This is a genomic window from Methylobacterium sp. JK268 (assembly GCF_054052225.1).
Genome location: NZ_JBSVZN010000014.1, coordinates 190,109 through 209,067 on the forward strand (window position 1 = coordinate 190,109; position 18,959 = coordinate 209,067).

21 protein-coding genes and 1 pseudogene are annotated in these 18,959 nt (G+C 71.8%); 10 read left to right on the forward strand and 12 right to left on the reverse strand.

Translation table 11 applies throughout. The features are described from left to right. Positions 1–114: 114 nt before the first annotated feature. The 4 genes from ACW9J6_RS17405 to ACW9J6_RS17420 all read right to left on the reverse strand — a co-directional run bounded on the left by ACW9J6_RS17405 (position 115) and on the right by ACW9J6_RS17420 (position 1,468). Positions 115–420: a hypothetical protein gene (locus ACW9J6_RS17405; protein ID WP_457117745.1), complete on the reverse strand. Its 306-nt coding sequence runs from the start codon at positions 418–420 to the stop codon at positions 115–117. Between the two features lie 187 nt (positions 421–607). Then, on the reverse strand, positions 608–814 hold the full coding sequence (locus ACW9J6_RS17410; protein WP_457117746.1) for a hypothetical protein: 207 nt from the start codon (positions 812–814) through the stop codon (positions 608–610). Positions 815–911: 97 nt separating this feature from the next. Beyond that, entirely contained in the window at positions 912–1,175 is a 264-nt protein-coding gene (locus tag ACW9J6_RS17415; protein WP_457117747.1) for a hypothetical protein, read from the reverse strand. 113 nt (positions 1,176–1,288) lie between these two features. After that, on the reverse strand, positions 1,289–1,468 hold the full coding sequence (locus ACW9J6_RS17420) for a hypothetical protein (RefSeq protein WP_457117748.1): 180 nt from the start codon (positions 1,466–1,468) through the stop codon (positions 1,289–1,291). A 199-nt stretch (positions 1,469–1,667) separates the two neighbouring features. Between ACW9J6_RS17420 and ACW9J6_RS17425 the strand changes: the two genes are divergently transcribed. Further along, entirely contained in the window at positions 1,668–2,279 is a 612-nt protein-coding gene (locus tag ACW9J6_RS17425; protein ID WP_457117749.1) for a DUF2147 domain-containing protein, read from the forward strand. Between the two features lie 419 nt (positions 2,280–2,698). Further along, a complete protein-coding gene (locus tag ACW9J6_RS17430) occupies positions 2,699–3,181 on the forward strand; it encodes a MucR family transcriptional regulator (RefSeq protein WP_457117750.1) in 483 nt (160 codons plus the stop codon). Positions 3,182–3,918: 737 nt separating this feature from the next. On the opposite strand, the gene ACW9J6_RS17435 is transcribed toward ACW9J6_RS17430, so the two are convergent. Beyond that, the gene (locus ACW9J6_RS17435) at positions 3,919–5,013 is read right to left on the reverse strand and encodes a glycosyltransferase family 4 protein (RefSeq protein ID WP_457117751.1); all 1,095 of its coding nucleotides are present in this window, start codon (positions 5,011–5,013) and stop codon (positions 3,919–3,921) included. After that, complete coding sequence (locus ACW9J6_RS17440; protein WP_457117752.1) at positions 5,010–5,882, reverse strand: UDP-2,3-diacylglucosamine diphosphatase; 873 nt, start codon at positions 5,880–5,882, stop codon at positions 5,010–5,012. Before ACW9J6_RS17440 ends, ACW9J6_RS17435 begins: the two co-directional genes overlap by 4 nt. 245 nt (positions 5,883–6,127) lie before the next feature. On the opposite strand from ACW9J6_RS17440, the gene ACW9J6_RS17445 reads away from it, so the two are divergent. From ACW9J6_RS17445 to ACW9J6_RS17465, 5 genes are all read left to right on the forward strand, one after another. Continuing rightward, the gene (locus ACW9J6_RS17445; protein WP_457117753.1) at positions 6,128–7,114 is read left to right on the forward strand and encodes a DMT family transporter; all 987 of its coding nucleotides are present in this window, start codon (positions 6,128–6,130) and stop codon (positions 7,112–7,114) included. Positions 7,115–7,207: 93 nt separating this feature from the next. Then, entirely contained in the window at positions 7,208–7,909 is a 702-nt protein-coding gene (gene thiE / locus ACW9J6_RS17450; protein WP_457117754.1) for a thiamine phosphate synthase, read from the forward strand. Further along, positions 7,906–8,709 (forward strand): bifunctional hydroxymethylpyrimidine kinase/phosphomethylpyrimidine kinase, encoded by an 804-nt coding sequence (thiD, locus tag ACW9J6_RS17455; RefSeq protein ID WP_457117755.1) that lies wholly within the window; start codon positions 7,906–7,908, stop codon positions 8,707–8,709. The genes thiE and thiD overlap by 4 nt, the downstream gene beginning before the upstream one ends. A 118-nt stretch (positions 8,710–8,827) precedes the next feature. Next, on the forward strand, positions 8,828–9,448 hold the full coding sequence (locus tag ACW9J6_RS17460) for a helix-turn-helix domain-containing protein (RefSeq protein ID WP_457117756.1): 621 nt from the start codon (positions 8,828–8,830) through the stop codon (positions 9,446–9,448). A 285-nt stretch (positions 9,449–9,733) separates the two neighbouring features. Next, positions 9,734–11,056, forward strand: a complete 1,323-nt coding sequence (locus tag ACW9J6_RS17465; protein ID WP_457117757.1) for a TadE/TadG family type IV pilus assembly protein — start codon at positions 9,734–9,736, stop codon at positions 11,054–11,056. Positions 11,057–11,077: 21 nt separating this feature from the next. Here ACW9J6_RS17465 and ACW9J6_RS17470 read toward each other — a convergent pair whose 3' ends face one another. From ACW9J6_RS17470 to ACW9J6_RS17490, 5 genes are all read right to left on the reverse strand, one after another. Continuing rightward, positions 11,078–11,668: an ABC-type transport auxiliary lipoprotein family protein gene (locus ACW9J6_RS17470; protein WP_457117758.1), complete on the reverse strand. Its 591-nt coding sequence runs from the start codon at positions 11,666–11,668 to the stop codon at positions 11,078–11,080. Positions 11,669–11,789: 121 nt separating this feature from the next. Next, a complete protein-coding gene (locus tag ACW9J6_RS17475; RefSeq protein ID WP_457117759.1) occupies positions 11,790–12,869 on the reverse strand; it encodes an MlaD family protein in 1,080 nt (359 codons plus the stop codon). 13 nt (positions 12,870–12,882) lie between these two features. Further along, positions 12,883–13,737: an ABC transporter ATP-binding protein gene (locus ACW9J6_RS17480; protein WP_457117760.1), complete on the reverse strand. Its 855-nt coding sequence runs from the start codon at positions 13,735–13,737 to the stop codon at positions 12,883–12,885. Positions 13,738–13,745: 8 nt separating this feature from the next. Further along, complete coding sequence (locus ACW9J6_RS17485) at positions 13,746–14,855, reverse strand: ABC transporter permease (RefSeq protein WP_457117773.1); 1,110 nt, start codon at positions 14,853–14,855, stop codon at positions 13,746–13,748. Positions 14,856–14,946: 91 nt separating this feature from the next. Beyond that, entirely contained in the window at positions 14,947–16,143 is a 1,197-nt protein-coding gene (locus ACW9J6_RS17490) for an MFS transporter (RefSeq protein ID WP_457117761.1), read from the reverse strand. A gap of 107 nt (positions 16,144–16,250) precedes the next feature. On the opposite strand from ACW9J6_RS17490, the gene ACW9J6_RS17495 reads away from it, so the two are divergent. The 3 genes from ACW9J6_RS17495 (at position 16,251) to ACW9J6_RS17505 (ending at position 18,898) form a co-directional block, all read left to right on the forward strand. Then, entirely contained in the window at positions 16,251–17,132 is an 882-nt protein-coding gene (locus ACW9J6_RS17495) for a hypothetical protein (protein WP_457117762.1), read from the forward strand. A gap of 70 nt (positions 17,133–17,202) precedes the next feature. Then, positions 17,203–17,643, forward strand: coding sequence for a DUF1489 family protein (locus ACW9J6_RS17500; protein WP_457117763.1), 441 nt, complete (start codon positions 17,203–17,205; stop codon positions 17,641–17,643). A 637-nt stretch (positions 17,644–18,280) separates the two neighbouring features. Continuing rightward, the gene (locus ACW9J6_RS17505) at positions 18,281–18,898 is read left to right on the forward strand and encodes a PAS domain-containing protein (protein WP_457117764.1); all 618 of its coding nucleotides are present in this window, start codon (positions 18,281–18,283) and stop codon (positions 18,896–18,898) included. Here the strand turns inward: ACW9J6_RS17505 and ACW9J6_RS17510 are convergent. Then, positions 18,850–18,959 (reverse strand): annotated as a pseudogene (locus tag ACW9J6_RS17510) (IS5/IS1182 family transposase); the annotation flags it as partial. The gene ACW9J6_RS17505 and the pseudogene ACW9J6_RS17510 sit on opposite strands and share 49 nt — an antisense overlap.

Genomic DNA, 18,959 nt, shown 5'->3' on the forward strand with positions numbered 1-18,959 from the left:
ACGGGATCGGGCCGACGCCGTACGGGATCTCCGCCGGGCCGCTGGTCCAGCACCGGTCCGGCGTTCGACGGACCGGCATCCGCCTCCACCGCCCGTCCCAGCCGGGCGGCCCGGCTACCGGACCGTCGACGCGTGGCGGCCCGCGCGGGGGGCGGGCAGGCTGCCGGTGGTGTCGCCGGGAGCGTCCTCGCTCGGCCCGAGCACGACGCGGCACGGGGCGCTGATCTGCGCGGAGTTGCGCCGCAGGCAGGTCTCGATCCGATGCTCGTCCGGGATCGCACTGGCGCACAGCGTCATCGCGTCGCCCATGCAGGCGTTGCGCTCACGCTCGGTCCCCTGCGCTCCCGCCGCCCCGCCCGACAGGAGGAGGGCGGCGACGCAAACCGCGAGGATCCGCGCTCCGGTCGTCAAGTGGGTCATGGATTGGCTCCGACATGGCGTTGCAGCGCCCCCTGCAGCCCCCACAACGTCCCTGGCGTCGCGGGGTTCAGCGGTGAGGCCGCGGCGCCCGATCGCGTGGCCGTTTCGCTCCGCGCGGGACCGGGATCTCCGCCGTCGTCGCCCCGACGTGCCGGTCGTCGGGTCGGATCATGCCCGCGGTGGTCCGCTACAATCCGGCCGAGCGCCAGAACAGGGCGGTGATCGCCGCCAGAATCACGAACCACGCGCCGACCAGGACGGGGACCGAGCGCCGCCCCGCCGCGCGCCGGTTGTCGTTCCCCGCCCGCGGAAGCCGCCCGCGCAGGATCCCGTATCCGTAAGTCGTCGCAACGGGGTCGCGATGCGGTGGTGCGGACTTGCGCAGGCTAGACATGCGGAGACTTTATCACGGCGGGTGCCGAACGGGAGAGCCCCCTATCGTCGCGCTCCCGCGATTTCGCGCCGACCCCAGGCCCGCCGCGCCGGCCGCCTCAGACCCAATGCGTCAGCCATGTCCGCAGGCGGGAGCCGCCGGGCGGCCTGCGCACCGCGGCGAGGTGGTGGTCGATCCAGTGCGGGCTCAGGATCTCGCCGTCCTCGGTGACGATCCAGGGCAGCGCGTCCGGGTCCTCCGCGCAATCCGCGGCGGCGAGGAGGGCCTGCCTCAGCGTGGGATAGATGCGGGCCTCGGCCGAGGGGGCGGCGCGTTCCGCGTGCCAGATCATCAGCTCGGCCGGGCGGTCCATCGGTGACATCGGCGGCACTCCATGCGTCGCGAGTGGGCGAATCATGGAGCGGCCGAGCTGTTGTGGACGTGGCGGGCGGATTGCCATCCTGTCATGCGGCAGCCGCCCGGGACGGCGCCGCGTCAGCGCGGCGGCAGGGCGTTGCCCGAACGGATCGCGGCGCGGGCCTGCGGACCCGCGGCGTCCGGCAGAACCGGATTGCGCGGCCAGCGCAGGGGAGGGCGGCCCGGCCGCGCCGCGACCACGATCACGATCGCGCCGACCGCCCCGAAGGTCATCACCAGGATCTCGACCGGGATCATGCGAAGCCTTGAAGCGAGCGGCGACAACGACGGTCCGACGCTGCCGCTCTATCGCGCGATCCGCCACCGGAGCCATGTGACATCCAGCCATGTGACATCCGGCCATGCGACAGCGTGGCCGGGCGGCGCGGCCGCGCCGGGTTGCGGCGGCGCCGGACGCGTCGTACTTCCGCGCACGGCCGCACCGGAGGACACCTGTATGATGATGCCCTTGACCCGGGGCCTTGCCGCCCTCGGCCTTCTCGTCCCGACGGCCGTCCTGGCCGCGCCGAAGGATCCGACCGGCGTCTGGCTCACCGAGGACGGCAGGGCCCGCATCCGCATCGAGAAGTGCCTGACCCGCAACGACCGCATCTGCGGCTACGTGGTCTGGCTGAAGACGCCGCTGAACGACCAGGGCCAGCCGCGCGTCGACTTCAAGAACAGCGATCCCAAGAAGCGCAACCGTCCGTCGCTCGGGCATCAGCTCATCATGGGCCTGAAGCCGAACGCCGACGACCACTTCGAGGGACAGATCTACAATTCGGAGGACGGCAAGTCGTACGACGTGTCGATCTGGGTCGATGCGCCGGGTGAACTCAGCGTGCGCGGCTGCCTGCTGGGCTTCCTGTGCGGGTCGCAGACCTGGAAGCTGACGACCGACACGCTGGCGGGCCAGCTGACCGGGCCGACCAACGGTCCGGGCGGTCCGCGCCCTGATCCGGAATGGACCCCCAAGCCAGCCGCCCCGAAGGCGGCGGCCCCCGCAGCCCCCGCGGCCCACAAGGAGGGAGCGGCCGCCACCCACAAGGACGAGGCGGCGAAACCCTGATCGCGCAGCGTCGTCCACAGGGGCGTATGGGCGCGGGCCGGCCGGCGAGCGGCCCCGTCACCGCCGCCGGTTCGACCGGAAGTTGAAGCCACGCTGGTCGCCCCGCGCCCGGCCCGCCCGCGCCGGCCGCGCGGTGCCGGCGGCCATGCCGCCCAGCCAAGCCCCCGCGAGCGTGAGGTTTTAGCCGCTCGCTGCCGGACCTCCGGGGCCGAGCGCGGCCGCGCGGCGGTGGCGGGCGCGCCGGCGCCGACGGCTCCGCCGTCTCGCCGCCGCTGCTGCATCGTATCCAATTGGTGCGCAATGGTTGCGTGAAACCCTCGCTCGCGAACGACCCAAGTCCCAAACTTGATTTCGATGATCCATTGACGATCAGGTGATTTTCTCGCAGGTGGAAACAAGTTTTCACCGAGGGCAAGTGCATGAGCAGGGATGGCGCTCCGGAGCAGTCGGAGCTGATCAACCTCTCCGCCGACATCGTGTCGGCCTATGTGGCGAACAACTCGGTCCCGCTCGCGGATCTTCCCGGGCTGATCGAGGCGGTGCACGCCTCGCTGACGACGATCGTGGCACCGCCGCCGCCGAAGCCGGAGAAGCCGGTTCCTCCCATCCCGATCCGGAAAACGGTGACGCCGGACGCGATCATCTCGCTGGAGGACGGCAAACCCTACAAGTCGCTGAAGCGACACCTGTCGGGGCGGGGCCTGACGCCCGAGCAGTACCGGGAGAAGTGGGGCCTGCCGCCGGACTACCCGATGGTGGCGGCGACCTACGCGGCCCAGCGCTCCGAACTCGCCAAGACCCTCGGCCTCGGCCAGCTCCGCCGCGACCGCGCCGCCGCGCGACCGCCCGCACCCAATCCCGAGGCGCCCCGCAAGCGCGGCCGTCCGCGCAAGAACGTCTGAATCGAACGCTCCCGCGAGGCGGTGCCGTCCGGCCCGCAGGTCGTGGCGCGGCAATCCCTCTCCCGTGCGGGAGAGGGGTAGGGGATCGGAGATCCCGCGTGAGGGTCCAGGTGGTTCAGCACGTATTCTGACGTGTCCCGCTGCCAGCACGACCATCTTCGCTTCATGACGGGCCGGTCTCGGACCCTACTCTCTCCCGCACGGGCTACCGTGTGCACACATCTCGATAGCCTGCTCATCAAATGAACCCGCCTGGAGTGCGCGACACTCCTCATGCTGAGGTACCGCGCAGAGGTCTCGAAGCACCCAGAACGTTCATCCAAGAGAAAAGGCGCCTTGGACGAGATGCTCTGGGGTGCGTGCGGGCCTGCGGCCCGCCAGAGGCTCGCTCCGCTCGCACCTCAGCATGAGGAGGTGGATTTGTTGCCATTGATGGAATATTGTGCTCGGTGTTTCGGTCTTGCTTCCGTATTCAATCGGATGCGTATCTAGGACGTACGGCTGAGAATTTGTCCCGCACTGTCGGTCAGGTGGTCAGGGCATGCTTGCGGATCGGCCCCCAATGCGGCGGGATCCGCCCCCATCCTCGGCGCCACGACGCGGCGCTGTTTCCGGGATGGCCCGCGCCGCGGCCTTCAGAGCGGGCGTCCACTGCGAGGGCGCGCGGCGGTGCTGGGGCCCCTCGGTGGGCCGCACGACGGCGAGCGTGACGGCGCGCCCCGTGATGCCCTGTCTCTCTAACCCTCGCGGGTGCCGGGAGCCGCCCCGAACACGGCCGCCGCGCTCGGGCGGGTGTCGGAGCGCAGATCGGCCGGGCCCTTGGCGTGCGCGGCCTCGATGTTGCCGAAGAACTGGCGGGCGCTCTCCGCCCAAGTGTAGCGGAGCGCCTCGTCCCGGCAGCGGCCCCGCGGGATCGCCAGCGCGGCGAGCGCCGCTTCCCGCAGGTCGTGATCCAGGACGCCGACATCCGTTCCGCCGACCACGTCCAGGGGGCCGGTCACCGGATAGGCGGCGATCGGCAGGCCGCTCGCCAGGGCCTCCAGGAGGACGATCCCGAACGTGTCGGTGAGACTCGGGAACACGAACACGTCCGACGCGGAATAGATCCGCGCCAGCGACTCGCCCGTGAGCGTGCCGAGAAACCGCGCCTCCGGGTGCTGCGCTTCCAGGCGCGCCCGATCCGGGCCGTCGCCGACCAGGACCTTGGTCCCGGGAAGATCCAGGGACAGGAAGGCCGACACGTTCTTCTCCACCGCGAGCCGCCCCACGAAGAGGAAGAGCGGACGGGGCAGGCCGCGCAGGGCCTCCGGCTCGGGCTCGTCGCGGGGGCGGAACAGCTCCGTGTCCACGCCCCGGGTCCAGCGCAGGAGGGTACGGAAGCCGCGGCCGGCGAGCTCGCGCTCCAGCGACGGCGTGCTCACCATGGTGCCGCTGGCGGCGTTGTGGAACCGGCGCAGCCACGCGTAGCTCAGGGCCGGGGGCACAGGCAGCCGGGCGGCGAGGTATTCGGGGAAGCGCGTGTGGTAGCTCGTGGTGAAGGGGCGCCGCTCCGACAGGCAGACGCGCCGCACCGCGAGCCCGATCGGCCCCTCGGTGGCGATGTGCACGTGGGTCGGCGCCATCTCGCGGCAGCGGGCCGCCATGCCGCGGGCCGTGACCAGCGAGAGCCGGATCTCGCGGTAGCCCGGCAGCGGTACCGAGCGGAAGAGCTGCGGCGTGATCATCATCGGCGTCACGCCGAGACCCGGAGCCGCCTTCGCCATCTGCTCCAGGGAGCGGACGACGCCGTTGACCTGCGGATGCCAGGCATCCGTCGCGATGAGCAGTCTCACGCGACGGCCCGGGTGTCGGAGGCCGTGTGCTCGCGGGCGGGCCGCGGGGCGGGGAGGGGCTCGACCGGGGCCGCGTCCGGCCGCGGCAGCACCGGCTGGCCCGTGGCGACCCCGGCGCGCATCTCGGCGAAGCGGATCACCTCCATGCGGCCGTCGTAATGCTCGACGATCGCCGTGCAGGACTCCACCCAGTCGCCGGTATTGAGGTAGCGCAGCCCGTCGATCTCGCGGTTGGCCGCGTGGTGGATGTGGCCGCAGATCACCCCGTCCGCGCCGACGCGCTTGGCCTCGGCGGCCAGCAGCTCCTCGAAGCGGCTGATGAAGTTGACGGCGTTCTTGACCTTCAGCTTGGCCCAGGCCGAGAGCGACCAGTAGGTCAGGCCGAGGCGGCGCCGCACCCAATTCAGGTGCGTGTTGACGAACAGGGCCGCCGTGTAGGCTCCGTCGCCCAGCAGCGCGAGCCACTTGGCGTGGCGCACCACGAGGTCGAACTGATCGCCATGGATCACGAGGTAGCGCTTGCCGTCCGCCCCCTCGTGCAGGATCTGGTCGTGGACCTCGATGCCGCCGAAATGGAGGTCCAGGAAGTCGCGCAGGAATTCGTCGTGGTTGCCGGGCACGTAGATCAGCCGGGAGCCCTTGCGCACCTTGCGCAGCAGCTTCTGCACGACGTCGTTGTGGGCCTGCGGCCAATACCAGCCGGATTTCAGCTTCCAGCCGTCCACGATATCGCCGACGAGATAGATCTCGTCGGAATCGACCTCGCGCAGGAAATCGAGCAACAGCTCCGCTTGGCAGCCCTTCGTGCCGAGATGGAGGTCGGACAGGAAGAGCGAGCGCACGCGCAGCGCATCAGCGTCGTCAGCCACGTCCGTCTCCTTTCGGTCTATGGGGCGCACCCAAACCGCATTCGCGTATCACTTTGATGACGAAGCCCGGTCCCGACCCGATTAAGGCGGGCGGAACGCAGGATTGCCCGGAATCGGCCTTCCTTGCGGTCTGATGAAGAACCGCATGCGGGGAGCGCAGATCTGGACAGTGGCGATCCGGCTGGCTCGGCCGTACGGGAGGAGGCTAGAAGGACCTTCCTCCTATCCTCCCTGCGACTCTTCCCATGGCTGCCCCCGTCGTCCTGCCCGAGCGCCCCCTGGCCGGGGCCGCCGCGCGTTCCGCCGAGTCCGGCCGCCCCTATCTCGGGATCGGTCTCAAGATCCTGTCCGCCCTCACCTTCACGCTGATGTCGGCGGGCGTGAAGGGCCTCGCGGACCGGCAGTTCCCCACCGGCGAGATCGTGTTCTTCCGCTCCTCCTTCGCCATCCTGCCGCTCCTGATCTGGCTCGCCTGGCAGGGCGGCGTGGCGGCGGCGGTGCGGACCGACAACCTGCGCGGCCACGTCCTGCGCAGCCTCATCGGGGCCTGCGGCATGTTCGCGAGCTTCGCGGCCCTGTCCTTCCTGCCGCTCTCGGATTCGGTGGCGATCGGCTACGCCTCGCCGCTCCTCGTGGTGGTCCTGGCGGCCCTTGTGCTGCGCGAGCGCGTCCAGGCCTATCGCTGGGCGGGCGTGGTGGTGGGCTTCCTCGGGGTGCTGATCATGCTGGCGCCCCATCTCGACCTCGGCGGGGCCGGGACGGCGGGCTCCATCGGCGCGCTCTTCGCCTGCCTGTCCGCGGTCTGCTCGGCGGCGGCGACGATCCAGGTCCGGCGCCTCACGATGACGGAGCGCACCGGGGCGATCGTCCTCTACTTCTTCCTCTTCACCTCGCTGCTCGGCCTCTCGACCCTCGCCCTCGGCTGGCGCCTGCCGAGCCTCGCGGAATTCGGCGGCTTCGCGATGATCGGGATCCTGGGCGGCATCGGCCAGATCCTCCTCACGGAGAGCTACCGGCACGGGGACGCCTCCCTGGTCGCCCCGTTCGAGTACACCACGATGCTGTGGTCGCTGCTGATCGGCTGGTTCGTGTTCGGGCAATTGCCGCAGGCGGCGGTGGCGCTGGGCGGCGCGATCGTGGCGGGGGCGGGCGTCTACACCGTGTGGCGCGAGCGGCGCCTCGCCCAGGAGCGCGCCCGGGACGCCGCGGCGGGGGGCGCCCGGATCGCCTGACGGCCGGGGCGCCGCGCGCGGCCCAAGATTGACGCCCGGGGCGGCCGCCGCATACTCCCGACCCGGCCGGATCTCCCGGCCAGGAGCGTCCCGATGCATCCCGCGGAGTCGCGCGCGCCGGTCCGGGTCGACCTGCGCCTCTACGGCATCCTCGACGTCGGGGTGAGCGGCGGCGACGGCGCGCACCTCGCCGCCATGGCCCGGGCCGCGGTGGCGGGCGGCTGTACCCTGCTCCAGTACCGCGAGAAGCAGATCGCCCGCATCCGCGACAGTCTGGAGCGCGTCCGGGCGATCCGCGCGGCGCTCGCGGGCACCGGAGTCCCGCTCCTCGTCAACGACCGGGTCGACCTCGCCCTGGCGGCGGGCGCGGAGGGCGTGCATCTCGGCCAGGAGGACCTGCACCCGGCCGAGGCCCGCAGGCTGCTCGGCCCCGGGGCCATCATCGGCCTCACCATCAAGACGGCCGCGCAGGCGGACGAACTCTACCGGATGCCGGTGGACTACGCCTGCATCGGCGGGGTCTTCGCCACGGCGAGCAAGCAGAACCCCGACCCGCCGGTCGGCCTCGACGGGCTGGCGCGGATCGCGTTCCGGGCCCGGCTCGCCCGGGCCGGACTCCCGCTGGGCGCGATCGCCGGGATCGACCGGGGCAACGCCGCCGCGGTGATCGGGGCCGGGGCGGACGGGATCGCGCTGATCTCGGCCCTGTTCGGCGTGCCCGGGGAGGTCGAGCCGCGGGCGCGCGACCTGCGCGCCGTGGTCGACGAGGTCCTGGCGGCGCGGGGGGCGGCGTGACGCCGATCGCGGTCACGGTCGCCGGGTCGGATTCCGGCGGCGGCGCCGGCATCCAGGCCGACCTCAAGACCTTCTCGGCCCTCGGCGTCTACGGGGCGAGCGTGGTCACCGCGCTCACCGCCCAGAACACCCGCGGCGTCCAGGCGATCCACGACGTGCCGGAGGCCTTCGTCGCGCAGCAGATCGCGAGCGTCTTCGGCGACCTCGCGGTCGGCGCCGTCAAGGTCGGGATGCTGGCGCGAGAGCCGGTGATCGCCGCCGTGGCGGAGGGCCTGCGCCGCCACGCCTCGGGCCTCCCGGTGGTCCTCGACCCGGTGATGGTGGCGACGAGCGGCGACCCGCTGCTCGCCGCCGGGGCGGTCGAGGCGCTGCGCCGGCACCTGATCCCGCTCGCCCGGGTGCTGACGCCCAACCTGCCCGAGGCCGCCGCCCTCCTCGACGCGCCGGTGGCGCAGGACGAGGCCGGCATGCTGGCCCAGGGGCGGGGCCTCCTCGCCCTCGGCCCGGGGGCGGTGCTGATGAAGGGCGGCCACGGGGCCGGCGAGGAGAGCGTCGACCTCCTGGTCGGACCCGGCGACGCCGTCCTGCGGCTCGCCGGCCGGCGGCTTGCGACCCGCAACACCCACGGGACGGGCTGCACGCTGTCCGCGGCGATCGCCGCCGGGCTCGCGCGCGGCGTGCCCCTCACGGAGGCGGCGCGGGCCGCCAAGGGCTACCTGGCGGCGGCCCTGGCGGAGGCGGACCGGCTGGCGATCGGGCACGGCCACGGGCCGGTCCACCACTTCCACGCGTGGTGGTGAGGCGCCGGCCCGAAAACATGGCCCCGCGGGCGCAAGCCCCTTGCCCTCCCGGGTCGATTGCGTTTGATGGAGCGTACGGACGTTCGGAATGCGGAACGTCGCGGGGTGAGAGCGGCCGATGGGTGTGGAGCGGGGACGTGAGCGGACGAGGGACCTGATGACGGGCGCGCAGGTCCTGTCGGGCCAGCTCGGCAAGACGATCCAGCGCCTGCGCAAGGCCTACAACCTGTCGCTCTCCGAACTCGCCGAGCAGTCGGGCGTGGCGAAGTCGATCATCAGCCAGATCGAGCGCAACGAGACAAATCCCACCCTGGCCACGATCTGGCGCCTCAGCCAGGCCCTCGACGTCTCGATCGAGCGCGTGCTCGCCACGGGCGACGAGGAGCCCTTCATCGAGAAGTCGTCCCGGGCCGACACGCCGATCCTGCTGTCGGAGGACGGCAAGGTGCGGCTCGCCATCACCGGCTGGATCAAGACGGTCGAGTGGCTGCAATGGTACGACCTCACCGCCGAGCCGGGGGGCGAACTCGATTCGGACGCCCACCAGCGCGGCTCGGTCGAGTGCCTGTCGGTCCTCGACGGCGAGTTCGAGATCGACGTGGCCGGGAGCGTCCAGCGCGCCAAGGCCGGCGAGACCCTGCGCTACCGCTGCGACCGGCCGCACACGGTGCGCTGCGTCGGCGACCGGCCGGCCCGCGCCACGATGGTGGTGATCATGAAGGCCGCCGTGATGGAGTAGGGCCCGCCGGCCGCGACGCCGTCGCGGTCGACGCTCGCCTTCCGCAGCAATCGCCGCGAGCGGCACCGTGAGATCACGGCGCGTCTCCGCGAGACTTGCCTCCGTGCTTCCCGCGGTGCGCGGTTCTTCCGTCATCCGCCGCAAGGTTCGTAACGATCAGTCGAGCGTAATCTTGATCGGATAGAATGCTCAAAGAGTGTGGAGCGCGATCGAGATACAGTTGATGAATACGGATTTTTAATCCCTGACAACAATGATCCACGCGCGGATGAGAGTCGGTGCGGGATGCGTACGATCGGGCGATTTCTCTCGGACCGGGCGGGGGTCGTCGCGCTGATCCTCAGCCTGAGCCTCCCGGTGATCGTGGCGGCGAGCGGGGCCGCGGTCGAGTACGCCCGCATCCACAAGCGGCGCGCCGAACTGCAGAAGGCGGTGGACGTGGCGGCCCTCGGCGCGGCGGGCGAGCTGACGGTCGCCGGGTCGGACCGCTACGTCGAGGCGCGGGCGAAGAGCCTCGCCTTCCAGTCGGCCAACGGCACGGACCCATCCCAGACGCGGGTCACCGCGACGATCGGGAGCGGGGGGAGCACCGTCACGGTCGCGATCAACGAGACCATGCAGAGCCTGTTCGGCCGCCTGCTGACGCTTCCCAGCATGGAGATCGGGGCGAGCGCGACGGCGGAACTCTCCGGCTCGACCCGGATCTGCCTCCTCACCCTGGACGACAGCCGCCCCGACGGTATGCACCTGCACAAGAACGCCACCCTGGCGGCGACGAGCTGCGGGATGTTCGGCAACTCCACCGACAAGGGCGGCGTGCATATCGAGAACGGGGCGAGCGTCGACGCGGCGCTGGTCTGCTCGGCCGGCGGCATCGCCATCGGCCGCGCGAGCGTGCGCGGCGTGACGCAGAGCGGCTGCCCCGTTCGGACCGATCCCCTGGCGAGCCGCTCTGGCCCCGCGATCCCGAGCTGCACGACGACGACGCCGACCGTGATCGACGGGTCGAAAACTCCGACGGCGCTGCTGACGCCGGGCATCTACTGCAAGGGTCTGAAGATCACCAACGGGGCGGTGGTCACCTTCGCGGCGGGGATCTACATCATCGACGACGGTCCGCTCACCGTCGACAAGAACGCCTCGATCAGCGGGCAGAACGTCGGCTTCTACTTCACCGGCGACGCGGGCGGCGTGCTGTTCGACGTGAAGAGCAGCATTGATCTGACCGCGCCCAAGGACGGCGTCATGGCCGGGCTGCTGTTCTTCGAGAACCGCAGCGTCAGCGCGCCGGTCGCGGCGGTCTCGACCGAGAAGTACACCCCGCCGCCGCCACCGCCGCCCGGCTCGCCCCCGATGCGACAGTACCGGATCATCAGCAACAACGCCCGCAACCTGCTCGGGACCATCTACCTCCCGGCCGGTCGGCTCATCGTCGACGCCGGCAACCCGGTGGCCGACCGCTCCGCGTACACGATCATCGTGGCGCGCCAGGTCGAGTTCTTCGACGGCCCGAGCATCTACCTGAACTCCAACTATGGCGTGAGCGACATCCCGGTGCCGGACGGCGTCGGCAACACGGTGAAGCGCACGGTGCGGCTGGTGCAGTAGGGCAGGGCGGCGATCGCCCGGTCAGCCGCCCGTCCCCACCCAGCGCACCACGTCCGCCAGCACGATCGTCAGCGCACGGTCGAGGCCGTTGGCAGCTGTGGCGGCGTTGATCTCCGCGACCGGAACCCGGGCCTCGAACACGCGGGCGTTCACCACGGCGCCGGTCGAGTCCGAGACGAGCTTCGCCGAGAGATCCACCACCGCCTCCCGCGAGCCGGCCGCGATGTCGAAGGCGCGGATCTCCGTCACCAGCAGCGTGTCGGCGGCGATCTTGTCGCCCGGGCGGCTCACCGACCGCAGGCTGCGGGTGTTCTCCAGGCTCTGGATCAGCCGGGCCTGGATCAGGCGCGGCAGCCGGTCCGCCCATTGCCCGCCGCCAAGGAAGGAGAGGGCGCCGCCGGGCTCGCGCACGATGATCCGGTCGGCCTCGAAGGGCTGCAGCCCGACCGGCTCGGCCACGACCAGCGAGCGGCGCGCCGCCCCGGCCCGCGCCGCGCCGGGCAGCGCCGTGAGGTCGAAGGTCGAGGGGACCGCGCCGGTGCCGCAGCCGCCGAGCGCGAGGGTCGCGAGCACGGCGCAGAGGAGCGGGGCGCGGAGGGAAGCGTGCGGCATGAAGCGTGGCGGGCTGCGGTCTCGGAGCCGGATTATAGGACCGGAACCTTGACCGGACATCGCCGGCCCGGCCGCCGCGTGCCTTTGCGCACCTGCACGCCCCCGTTGCGGCGCCACAGGGTCAGCGACCGTTGTATTCGGGCAACGATGGCTTGCCGCCGAAGATCACCTGGGACGGGTCGCGCTCGATGCTGCGGGCGGCGCTGTTGAGGGTGCCCAGCGTGCGCTGGCCCTCGGTGGAGAGGTTCTGGACCTCGCGCCGGCCCGCCCCGCTGAGCCGCCCGAAGCTCGTCGTGATGGTCGCCGTCCGCTTGTCGAGGTTCTCCGACATGGTGCGGAAGGCGCGGCCGGCCTCGCGGATCGAGACCGCGGCCTCGCGGATCTCCCCGAAGGTGCTCTTCCCTTCCTCGCCGGAGGCGGAGCCGAGGAAGCCCTCCGCGCCCTTCAGCACCGCGTCGATCCGGTCGGCCGAGGCGTTGAGCTTGCCCGCGAGAGTGCGGGCGTCGTGCAGCCCGTCCTGGATGTCGGGCGAGGCCGCCGCCAGCGCGGCCGAGAAGCGGTCGGCATTGTCGATCAGGTTGCCGAGCTTGCGCCCGTCGATCGCCTTCACCAGCGCGTCGAGGGCCGGGCCGGCGTCGCTCAGCGTCTTCGAGAAGGTCTCGACATTGGCGAGCGTGCGGTTGATCGCGCCCTCGTTGCCGGCGACCACCCGGTCGAGGCGCTGGAGCATGTCGTCGGCGCGCTGGGCGATCATGCGCGCGCTCTGCATCAGGTCCTGGATGTCCGAGGAATCGGCGAAGATCGTCGCCATCCGCTCGCCCTCGGGCGGCTTGAGGGCCGGGGCGTCGGCGCTGCCGCCGACGAGGGCGATCGAGGCCACGCCCGTGAGCATCGTCATGTCGAGGCGCGCGCGGGTGTCGGCGCGCAGGGGCGTCGCGCGCTCGACCTCGACGATCGCGGTGACGCGCCGGGGATCCTGCGGCAGCAGCTCGACGTCCCGCGCCTCGCCCACCCGGATGCCGTTGAAGGTGACGACGGCCCCCTTGGCGAGGCCGCCGACGCCGCCCGAGAACACGATGCGCAGCGGCACCCGCGCCTGATTGGAGGTGCTGCCGCGCAGCCAGAAGGCGAACAGGAAGCCGGCCGCGATCACCGCGAGGGTGAAGGCCCCGATCAGGACGTTGTTGGCGCGGGTTTCCATGCCGTCATGGTCCTCATTCGGCGGGCGAAAATGCGGCGGCCGCGATCGCCTCGGAGCCGGCGCCGGTCCGCGCGCCGCCCGGGACGACCGCGCGCGCCCGCTTGCCGTGGAAGTAGGAGCGCAGCCAGGGGTGATCGGAGGCGAGCATGTCCTCGATCGGGCCGGCGGCGATGATCTGCCCGTCGCCGAGCGCGGCGATGCGGTCGCAGGCGGTGTAGAGGCTGTCGAGGTCGTGCGTCACCATGAAGACGGTGAGGCCCAGCGTCTTCTGGAGCGTCGCCACGAGGTCGTCGAACTCGCCCGCGCCGATCGGGTCGAGGCCGGAGGTCGGCTCGTCGAGGAACAGCACCTCCGGGTCGAGGGCGAGCGCCCGGGCGAGGGCCGCCCGCTTGATCATGCCGCCCGAGAGTTCCGAGGGCAGCTTGTCGGCCGCGTCGGGCTTGAGGCCGACGAGCTCGATCTTCAGCCGCGCGAACTCGTCGAGGAGCCGCTCCGACAGGCGCAGGTGCTCGCGCATCGGCACCTGGATGTTCTGCTTCACGGTCAGCGCCGAGAACAGCGCGCCCTGCTGGAACAGCACGCCCCAGCGCCGCTCGATCAGGCGGCGGCGCGCCGGGCTCAGCGCGTCCACATCCTCGCCGAACACCTCGATCAGCCCCGAGCGCTTCGGCACCAGGCCGAGCAGCGTGCGGGTGAGGACGGACTTGCCCTGGCCGGACGGGCCGACGAAGCCCAGGATCTCGCCGCGGCGGATGTCCAGGCTCAGGCCCTTGAGCACCGTGCGGTCGCCGAAGCCGACCACGAGATCGCGCACGCGGATGACCGCGTCGCGTCCGGGGGACGTCGTTTCCTGGCGCTCAGCCTGCACGGGGGTCTCTACAGGTCGATGGCCGCGAAGAAGATGGCGAAGACGCCATCCAGCACGATGACCATGAAGATTGACTTGACGACTGAGGCGGTGACGTGGCGGCCGAGCGATTCCGCCGACCCCTCGACCCGGAATCCCTCGCTCGTCGCGATGATGCCGATGATCAGCGCCATGAAGGGCGCCTTGAGCATCCCGACGATCACGTGCCGGATGGTGACGACGCCCTGCAGCCGCGACAGGAACGCGTCGAGGGAGAGGTTGCCGTAGGCGGCGGAGGTGAGCGCCCCGCCCGCGAGCGCCGCGAGATCGGCCAGGAAGCCGAGCATCGGCAGCGCCAGCATCAGGGCGAGGATGCGCGGCACGATCAGGATCTCGATCGGGTCGAGGCCCATCACCCGCAGGGCGTCGACCTCCTCGCGCATGCGCATCGAGCCGATCTCCGCCGTGAAGGCCGAGCCCGAGCGGCCTGCCACCATGATGGCGGTGAGGAGCACCCCGAGTTCGCGCAGCGTCAGGATGCCGATCATGTTGACGACGAAGGACTGCGCCCCGAACCGCTGCAGCTGGATGAGGCCCTGCTGGGTGACGATGCAGCCGACCAGGAACGCGATCAGCATGATGATCGGCGTGCCCCTGAGCGCGATCTGCTCGACCTGGTTGACGAGGGCGGCGGCGCGGAAGCTGCGCGGCCGCGCCAGAACCCTCAGGCAGGCCGCCACCACCTCGCCGAGGAAGCCGAGCCAGGACAGCACCTCGGCGCCGACATGCCGCATCCCGGCGCCGATCGCCGCGAGGCCGTCGAGGGGCGAGAGCCCGCGGCGGCGCTCCGGCGCGGGCGTGGGCTCGCGATAGGCGACCTCGCGCAGGAGGATGCGGTGCTCGGGCCGCGCGCCCGCGTAGTCGACGGTGCGGCCCGCCGCCTCGATCTCGCTGCGGGTGCGCTCCAGGACGAAGGCGCCCAGCGTGTCGAGGCGCAGGAGGCCCGACAGGTCGATCTGGACGCGCCCGCCCGGATCGGCACCCGCCGCGATCGCGGCGGCGGAGGCCTCGACGGCGGGCGCCTGATCGGCCGTCCAGCGGCCCGCCAGGCGCGCCTGAATGCCGTCGCGAAATTGCAGGAGGGTCGCGGATGCGTGCTCGGGCGGATGCGTGCTGGCCTCGGTCGACACGGGCCCGCCCTCCACTTCGATCGCCGTCCCCACGGCGGCCTTATAGCGCGCGCCGCGGCGACGTGACAAACCGGGGCGAGGCCAGGGCGAGCCCGAGGGCGAGGGCCGCGAGCGGGACCATGGCCGTCAGAGCGAGGAGGGGGCCTCCCTCCCGGGCCGCCGCGCCGCTCGCCAGCGTGGCGGCCGCCGAGGCCAGGGAGGCCGCGGCGGCGTAGAGCCCCTGCGCCCGCCCGCGGGCCCCCGCCGGGGCGAACTGCGCCAGCGCGCCCATGATGCCGAGCTGCGTCGCCCCGAAGGTGAGGCCGTGCAGGACCTGAAGGGGCAGCACCGCCTCCGGCACCCGCGCGGTGGCGATCAGGCCGGCCCAGCGCAGCAGCGCCGTCCCGGCCCCGAGCACCAGGAGGCGGAAGGGGGCGTCCCGCAGCCCCTCGATCCGGCCGACCAGGGCGAAGAACGCGATCTCGGCGACGACCCCCGTCGCCCACGCGGCGCCGATCTGGGGCGGCGACAGGCCGAGCCCCGCCCAGTGGATGCTGCCGAACGTGTAGACCGCGGCGTGGCTCGCCTGCGTGATCGCCGCCGACGCCATGGCGAGGGAGAGGGCGGCGGGGAGCCGGGGCGCCCGCGCCGGGCCGGCTCCCGCTTCCGGCGAGGGCGGTGCGCTTGCCGCCGCTCCCCGCGGCACCAGGAGTGCCGCGCCGCCCGCCGAGACGAGGCCGAGCCCCGCCAGGAAGGCCGTGACGCCGGCCCGCTCCCCGACGAGGCCGAGGAGCCATCCCCCCGCGAGGCTGGAGCCCAGGAAGCCGAGCGACCCGCCGAGCCGGATCCGCGCGTAGGCGAGGCGCGGGTCGCGGCGGACCGCCGCGAGGCACAGATAGTCGACCGCCGGCACCAGCGCCGCGCCCGCCACCGCGTTGAGGGCGATGACCCCCGCGAGCGCCGGCCAGCCGAGGGCGGCCGCGGCGGGCATGGTCGCGTAGGTGAGGCCGAGGCCGAGGCTGCCCGCGACCAGCAGGCGGCGGGCCGGCAGGCCGCGGTCGATCAGGGCCATCAGGGGGGCCGTGGCGCCGATCTTCACGCCGATCGGGAGGGCGGCGAGGAGGCCGATCAGGCCCGGATCGAGGCCCAGGCTCGCCAGCCAGAGCGGCAGGAACGGCATCGCGATGCCGATGCCGGCGAAGATCGCCGCGTAGAGCAGCCCAAGACGCAGGGTGACGAACGGAGACGGCGAGGGCATCGGGCTCCCGGGGAGCGGCGCGGACGCGGCGTAAGCCGCCGTTAACGCGCGACTGTCAAGTGTCGGAATGGGGCGACGGGCGCCCGTCGAGCCCGGGGATTGTGATCATGGCAGGTTTCTCCTCGCTCAGTACGGCCGGGGCGGACGAGTACGCGGTGATCGAGGCGGCGCTGCTGGAAACGGCGAGGGGGCGCTGGTTCCTGTCCGAGTTCGCCGCCCGCAACCGGTCCGACGACACCGAGCGCCTGCTCTCGGCGATCCACCGGCTGGAGGCCACGGTGACGGCCGAGCGGTCGGCGCCCGAGCTGGACCGGATGCGCCTCGACCTCGTCGAGATGATCACGGCGATCGGCCGCACCAAGCAGGAGATCGCGGCGATCCACTCGCCGGACCACGACCAGAGCCGCCTCGAAGCCGCCTCCGAGGCCCTCGACGCCATCGTCCGCACCACCGAGCGGGCCACCTCCGACATCCTGGAGGCGGCCGAGGAGGTGCAGGAGGTCGCCTGGACCCTTCGCGAGGGCGGGGCCGACCCGCGCGTCTGCGACATCCTCGACCAGAACGCCACCCGCATCTACACCGCCTGCTCCTTCCAGGACATCACCGCGCAGCGCACCAGCCGCATCGTCCACACGCTGCGCTACCTGGAGCAGCGGCTCACCGCGATGGTCGAGATCTGGGGCGGCGAGATCGAGGATCCGGCCGCGGCTCCGCCGCCCGCGCCGGTCAGCACCGAACTCGCGCAGAGCGACGTGGACGCGGTGATCGCCACCGCGGCTCTGCCGGCGGCGCCCGCCCCGGCGCCGCGCCCGGTCCTGCCTGACTCGCTCGTGCCCGACGACATCGCCTTCGTGCCGAGCCTGCCGGTCGATCTCCTGGGGCCGGAACCCGTCCAGGACGAGATCGCGGGCGAGACCGTCGATCTCGGGACGGCCTTCGCGGAGGTGGACATCCTGGCGCCGATCGAGAAGATCAGCCGCTTCAGCTGAGGCGGGTCGCCTCGGCGCCGCCACGATCGCGGCACAGAGGGCCGCACGTCCCGACACACCGGCATCCGGCATGGCCCTCCACCTCCTCAAGCTCTGCGTCGGCTGCGAGTCCATCCGGGACCTGGAGGCGTGGATCGCCGAGCGGCGCGCCGTGGCCGCGCGGGCCGGCATCGCCTTCGAGCAGGTGCACACCACCCGCATGGTCCCCAAGCGCGCCGACGAGATCGCGGGCGCCGGCTCGCTCTACTGGGTGATCAAGGGCCTCGTCGCCTGCCGCCAGCCGATCCTGGCGGTGCGGCCCTTCGTCGATCCGGCGGGCGTCGGGCGCTGCCACCTCGTCCTCGACCCCGCCGTGATTCCCGTGGAGCCGCGCCCGTACCGTCCCTTCCAGGGCTGGCGCTACCTCGCCGCGGCCGACGCGCCGCGGGACATCGGCCGCGAGGCGGGGGCCGGCCTCGCCGCGATGCCGGAGGCGATGCGCCGGGACCTCGCCGCCCTCGGCCTGCTCTGAGGCCGAGAGGCCGTCGGCGGGCGCTGCGCAATCGACGACCGACCTCACCCGGACCGCCGCGTCGCGCCAGCCGAGCCGTGACGGCGCGGCCGCGAGCCATCTCCGGACATCGGCTGCCGCGGCGCGGCGCCATGGTCGGCTTCGACCGGTCGCGCACGTTGGCGCCGAGGATGCGTCGGACCCCTCCGCCCCGCTCGGTCCGCCGGCCGCGCGGCCCTCAACGACCTTGAACGTCCTCGGAATGCGGCCTAGCTCCTCGCATGTTGAATAGTTTCTTAATGCAAGGGGTCGAAACGTCACAACTCGGGGTGTCCAAAGGGGGGCACTCTGCTCTACATCCGTCTTTATTGTTTGAAGCGATATTTTGAGTCTGAATTTATCGATTTCGGATCGCCGTGCTGGCCTATGACCATGGCTGGTGGGCGGCGGCGGGGTGTCGATTTGAAAGCTCGATCTCACGTGAAAGTTCCAGATTAGCCCAAGATACCTACATCTGGCCGCCCGCCGGGCCGCGGACTCCGCAGTCGCAGCAAGACCTTGGAAAGCGGTGCGGGTTCCAATGCTCGTTATCACAGGGGATTGGTCACCCTGAAGGCAGCTCGTCATGTTCAGGCTCTTCTCCCGCAACCATGCGAAGATGAGTGCCATCTTCCGATCTCAGGCCATCGTTGAGTTCACCCTCGACGGCGAGGTCGTCGTTGCCAACGAGGCCTTCCTGCGCTTGGTCGGCTACGCCCTCGACGAGATCCGGGGCAGTCACCACAGCCTGTTCGTGGCCGACGACGAGCGGGGTGGCGCGGCCGACAAGCTGTTCTGGGACGCCCTGCGCCGGGGCGAGCCGCAGGCGGCCGAGTACCGGCGCGTCGGCAAGGGCGGGCGCGAGGTCTGGATCCAGGCGAGCTACAACCCGGTCATCGGCCGGAACGGCAAGCCGACCGGCGTGCTGGTATGCGCCACCGACGTCACCGCCCAGACGCTGCGCAACGCCGATTTCGAGGGCAAGCAGCGGGCGCTGGACCGCTCCCAGGCGATCATCGAGTTCGCGCCCGACGGCACGGTGCTGACGGCCAACGAGAACTTCCTCGCGGTGGTCGGCTACGGGCTCGACGAGGTCAAGGGCCGCCACCACGTCCTGTTCGTCAATCCCGCCGAGCGGCAATCGGCGGATTACGCGCGCTTCTGGGACGCGCTAGGCGCTGTGGACACTTACCGGAGCCACAAGACGATAGCGGCGATGGTGACAACGGCTGCGTAGTTGCGGGCAGTTTTCTCGTAGCGTGTGGCGACGCGCCGGAACTGCTTGAGCTTGGCAAAGC

Excerpts from the sequence above, each read along its gene's own strand:
- ACW9J6_RS17405 (WP_457117745.1), bottom strand. The coding sequence starts at position 420 with ATGACCCACTTGACGACCGGAGCGCGGATCCTCGCGGTTTGCGTCGCC.
- ACW9J6_RS17410 (WP_457117746.1), bottom strand. The coding sequence starts at position 814 with ATGTCTAGCCTGCGCAAGTCCGCACCACCGCATCGCGACCCCGTTGCG.
- ACW9J6_RS17415 (WP_457117747.1), bottom strand. The coding sequence starts at position 1,175 with ATGTCACCGATGGACCGCCCGGCCGAGCTGATGATCTGGCACGCGGAA.
- ACW9J6_RS17420 (WP_457117748.1), bottom strand. The coding sequence starts at position 1,468 with ATGATCCCGGTCGAGATCCTGGTGATGACCTTCGGGGCGGTCGGCGCG.
- ACW9J6_RS17425 (WP_457117749.1), top strand. The coding sequence starts at position 1,668 with ATGATGATGCCCTTGACCCGGGGCCTTGCCGCCCTCGGCCTTCTCGTC.
- ACW9J6_RS17430 (WP_457117750.1), top strand. The coding sequence starts at position 2,699 with ATGAGCAGGGATGGCGCTCCGGAGCAGTCGGAGCTGATCAACCTCTCC.
- ACW9J6_RS17445 (WP_457117753.1), top strand. The coding sequence starts at position 6,128 with ATGGCTGCCCCCGTCGTCCTGCCCGAGCGCCCCCTGGCCGGGGCCGCC.
- thiE (WP_457117754.1), top strand. The coding sequence starts at position 7,208 with ATGCATCCCGCGGAGTCGCGCGCGCCGGTCCGGGTCGACCTGCGCCTC.
- ACW9J6_RS17460 (WP_457117756.1), top strand. The coding sequence starts at position 8,828 with ATGGGTGTGGAGCGGGGACGTGAGCGGACGAGGGACCTGATGACGGGC.
- ACW9J6_RS17465 (WP_457117757.1), top strand. The coding sequence starts at position 9,734 with ATGCGTACGATCGGGCGATTTCTCTCGGACCGGGCGGGGGTCGTCGCG.
- ACW9J6_RS17470 (WP_457117758.1), bottom strand. The coding sequence starts at position 11,668 with ATGCCGCACGCTTCCCTCCGCGCCCCGCTCCTCTGCGCCGTGCTCGCG.
- ACW9J6_RS17475 (WP_457117759.1), bottom strand. The coding sequence starts at position 12,869 with ATGGAAACCCGCGCCAACAACGTCCTGATCGGGGCCTTCACCCTCGCG.
- ACW9J6_RS17490 (WP_457117761.1), bottom strand. The coding sequence starts at position 16,143 with ATGCCCTCGCCGTCTCCGTTCGTCACCCTGCGTCTTGGGCTGCTCTAC.
- ACW9J6_RS17495 (WP_457117762.1), top strand. The coding sequence starts at position 16,251 with ATGGCAGGTTTCTCCTCGCTCAGTACGGCCGGGGCGGACGAGTACGCG.
- ACW9J6_RS17500 (WP_457117763.1), top strand. The coding sequence starts at position 17,203 with ATGGCCCTCCACCTCCTCAAGCTCTGCGTCGGCTGCGAGTCCATCCGG.
- ACW9J6_RS17505 (WP_457117764.1), top strand. The coding sequence starts at position 18,281 with ATGAGTGCCATCTTCCGATCTCAGGCCATCGTTGAGTTCACCCTCGAC.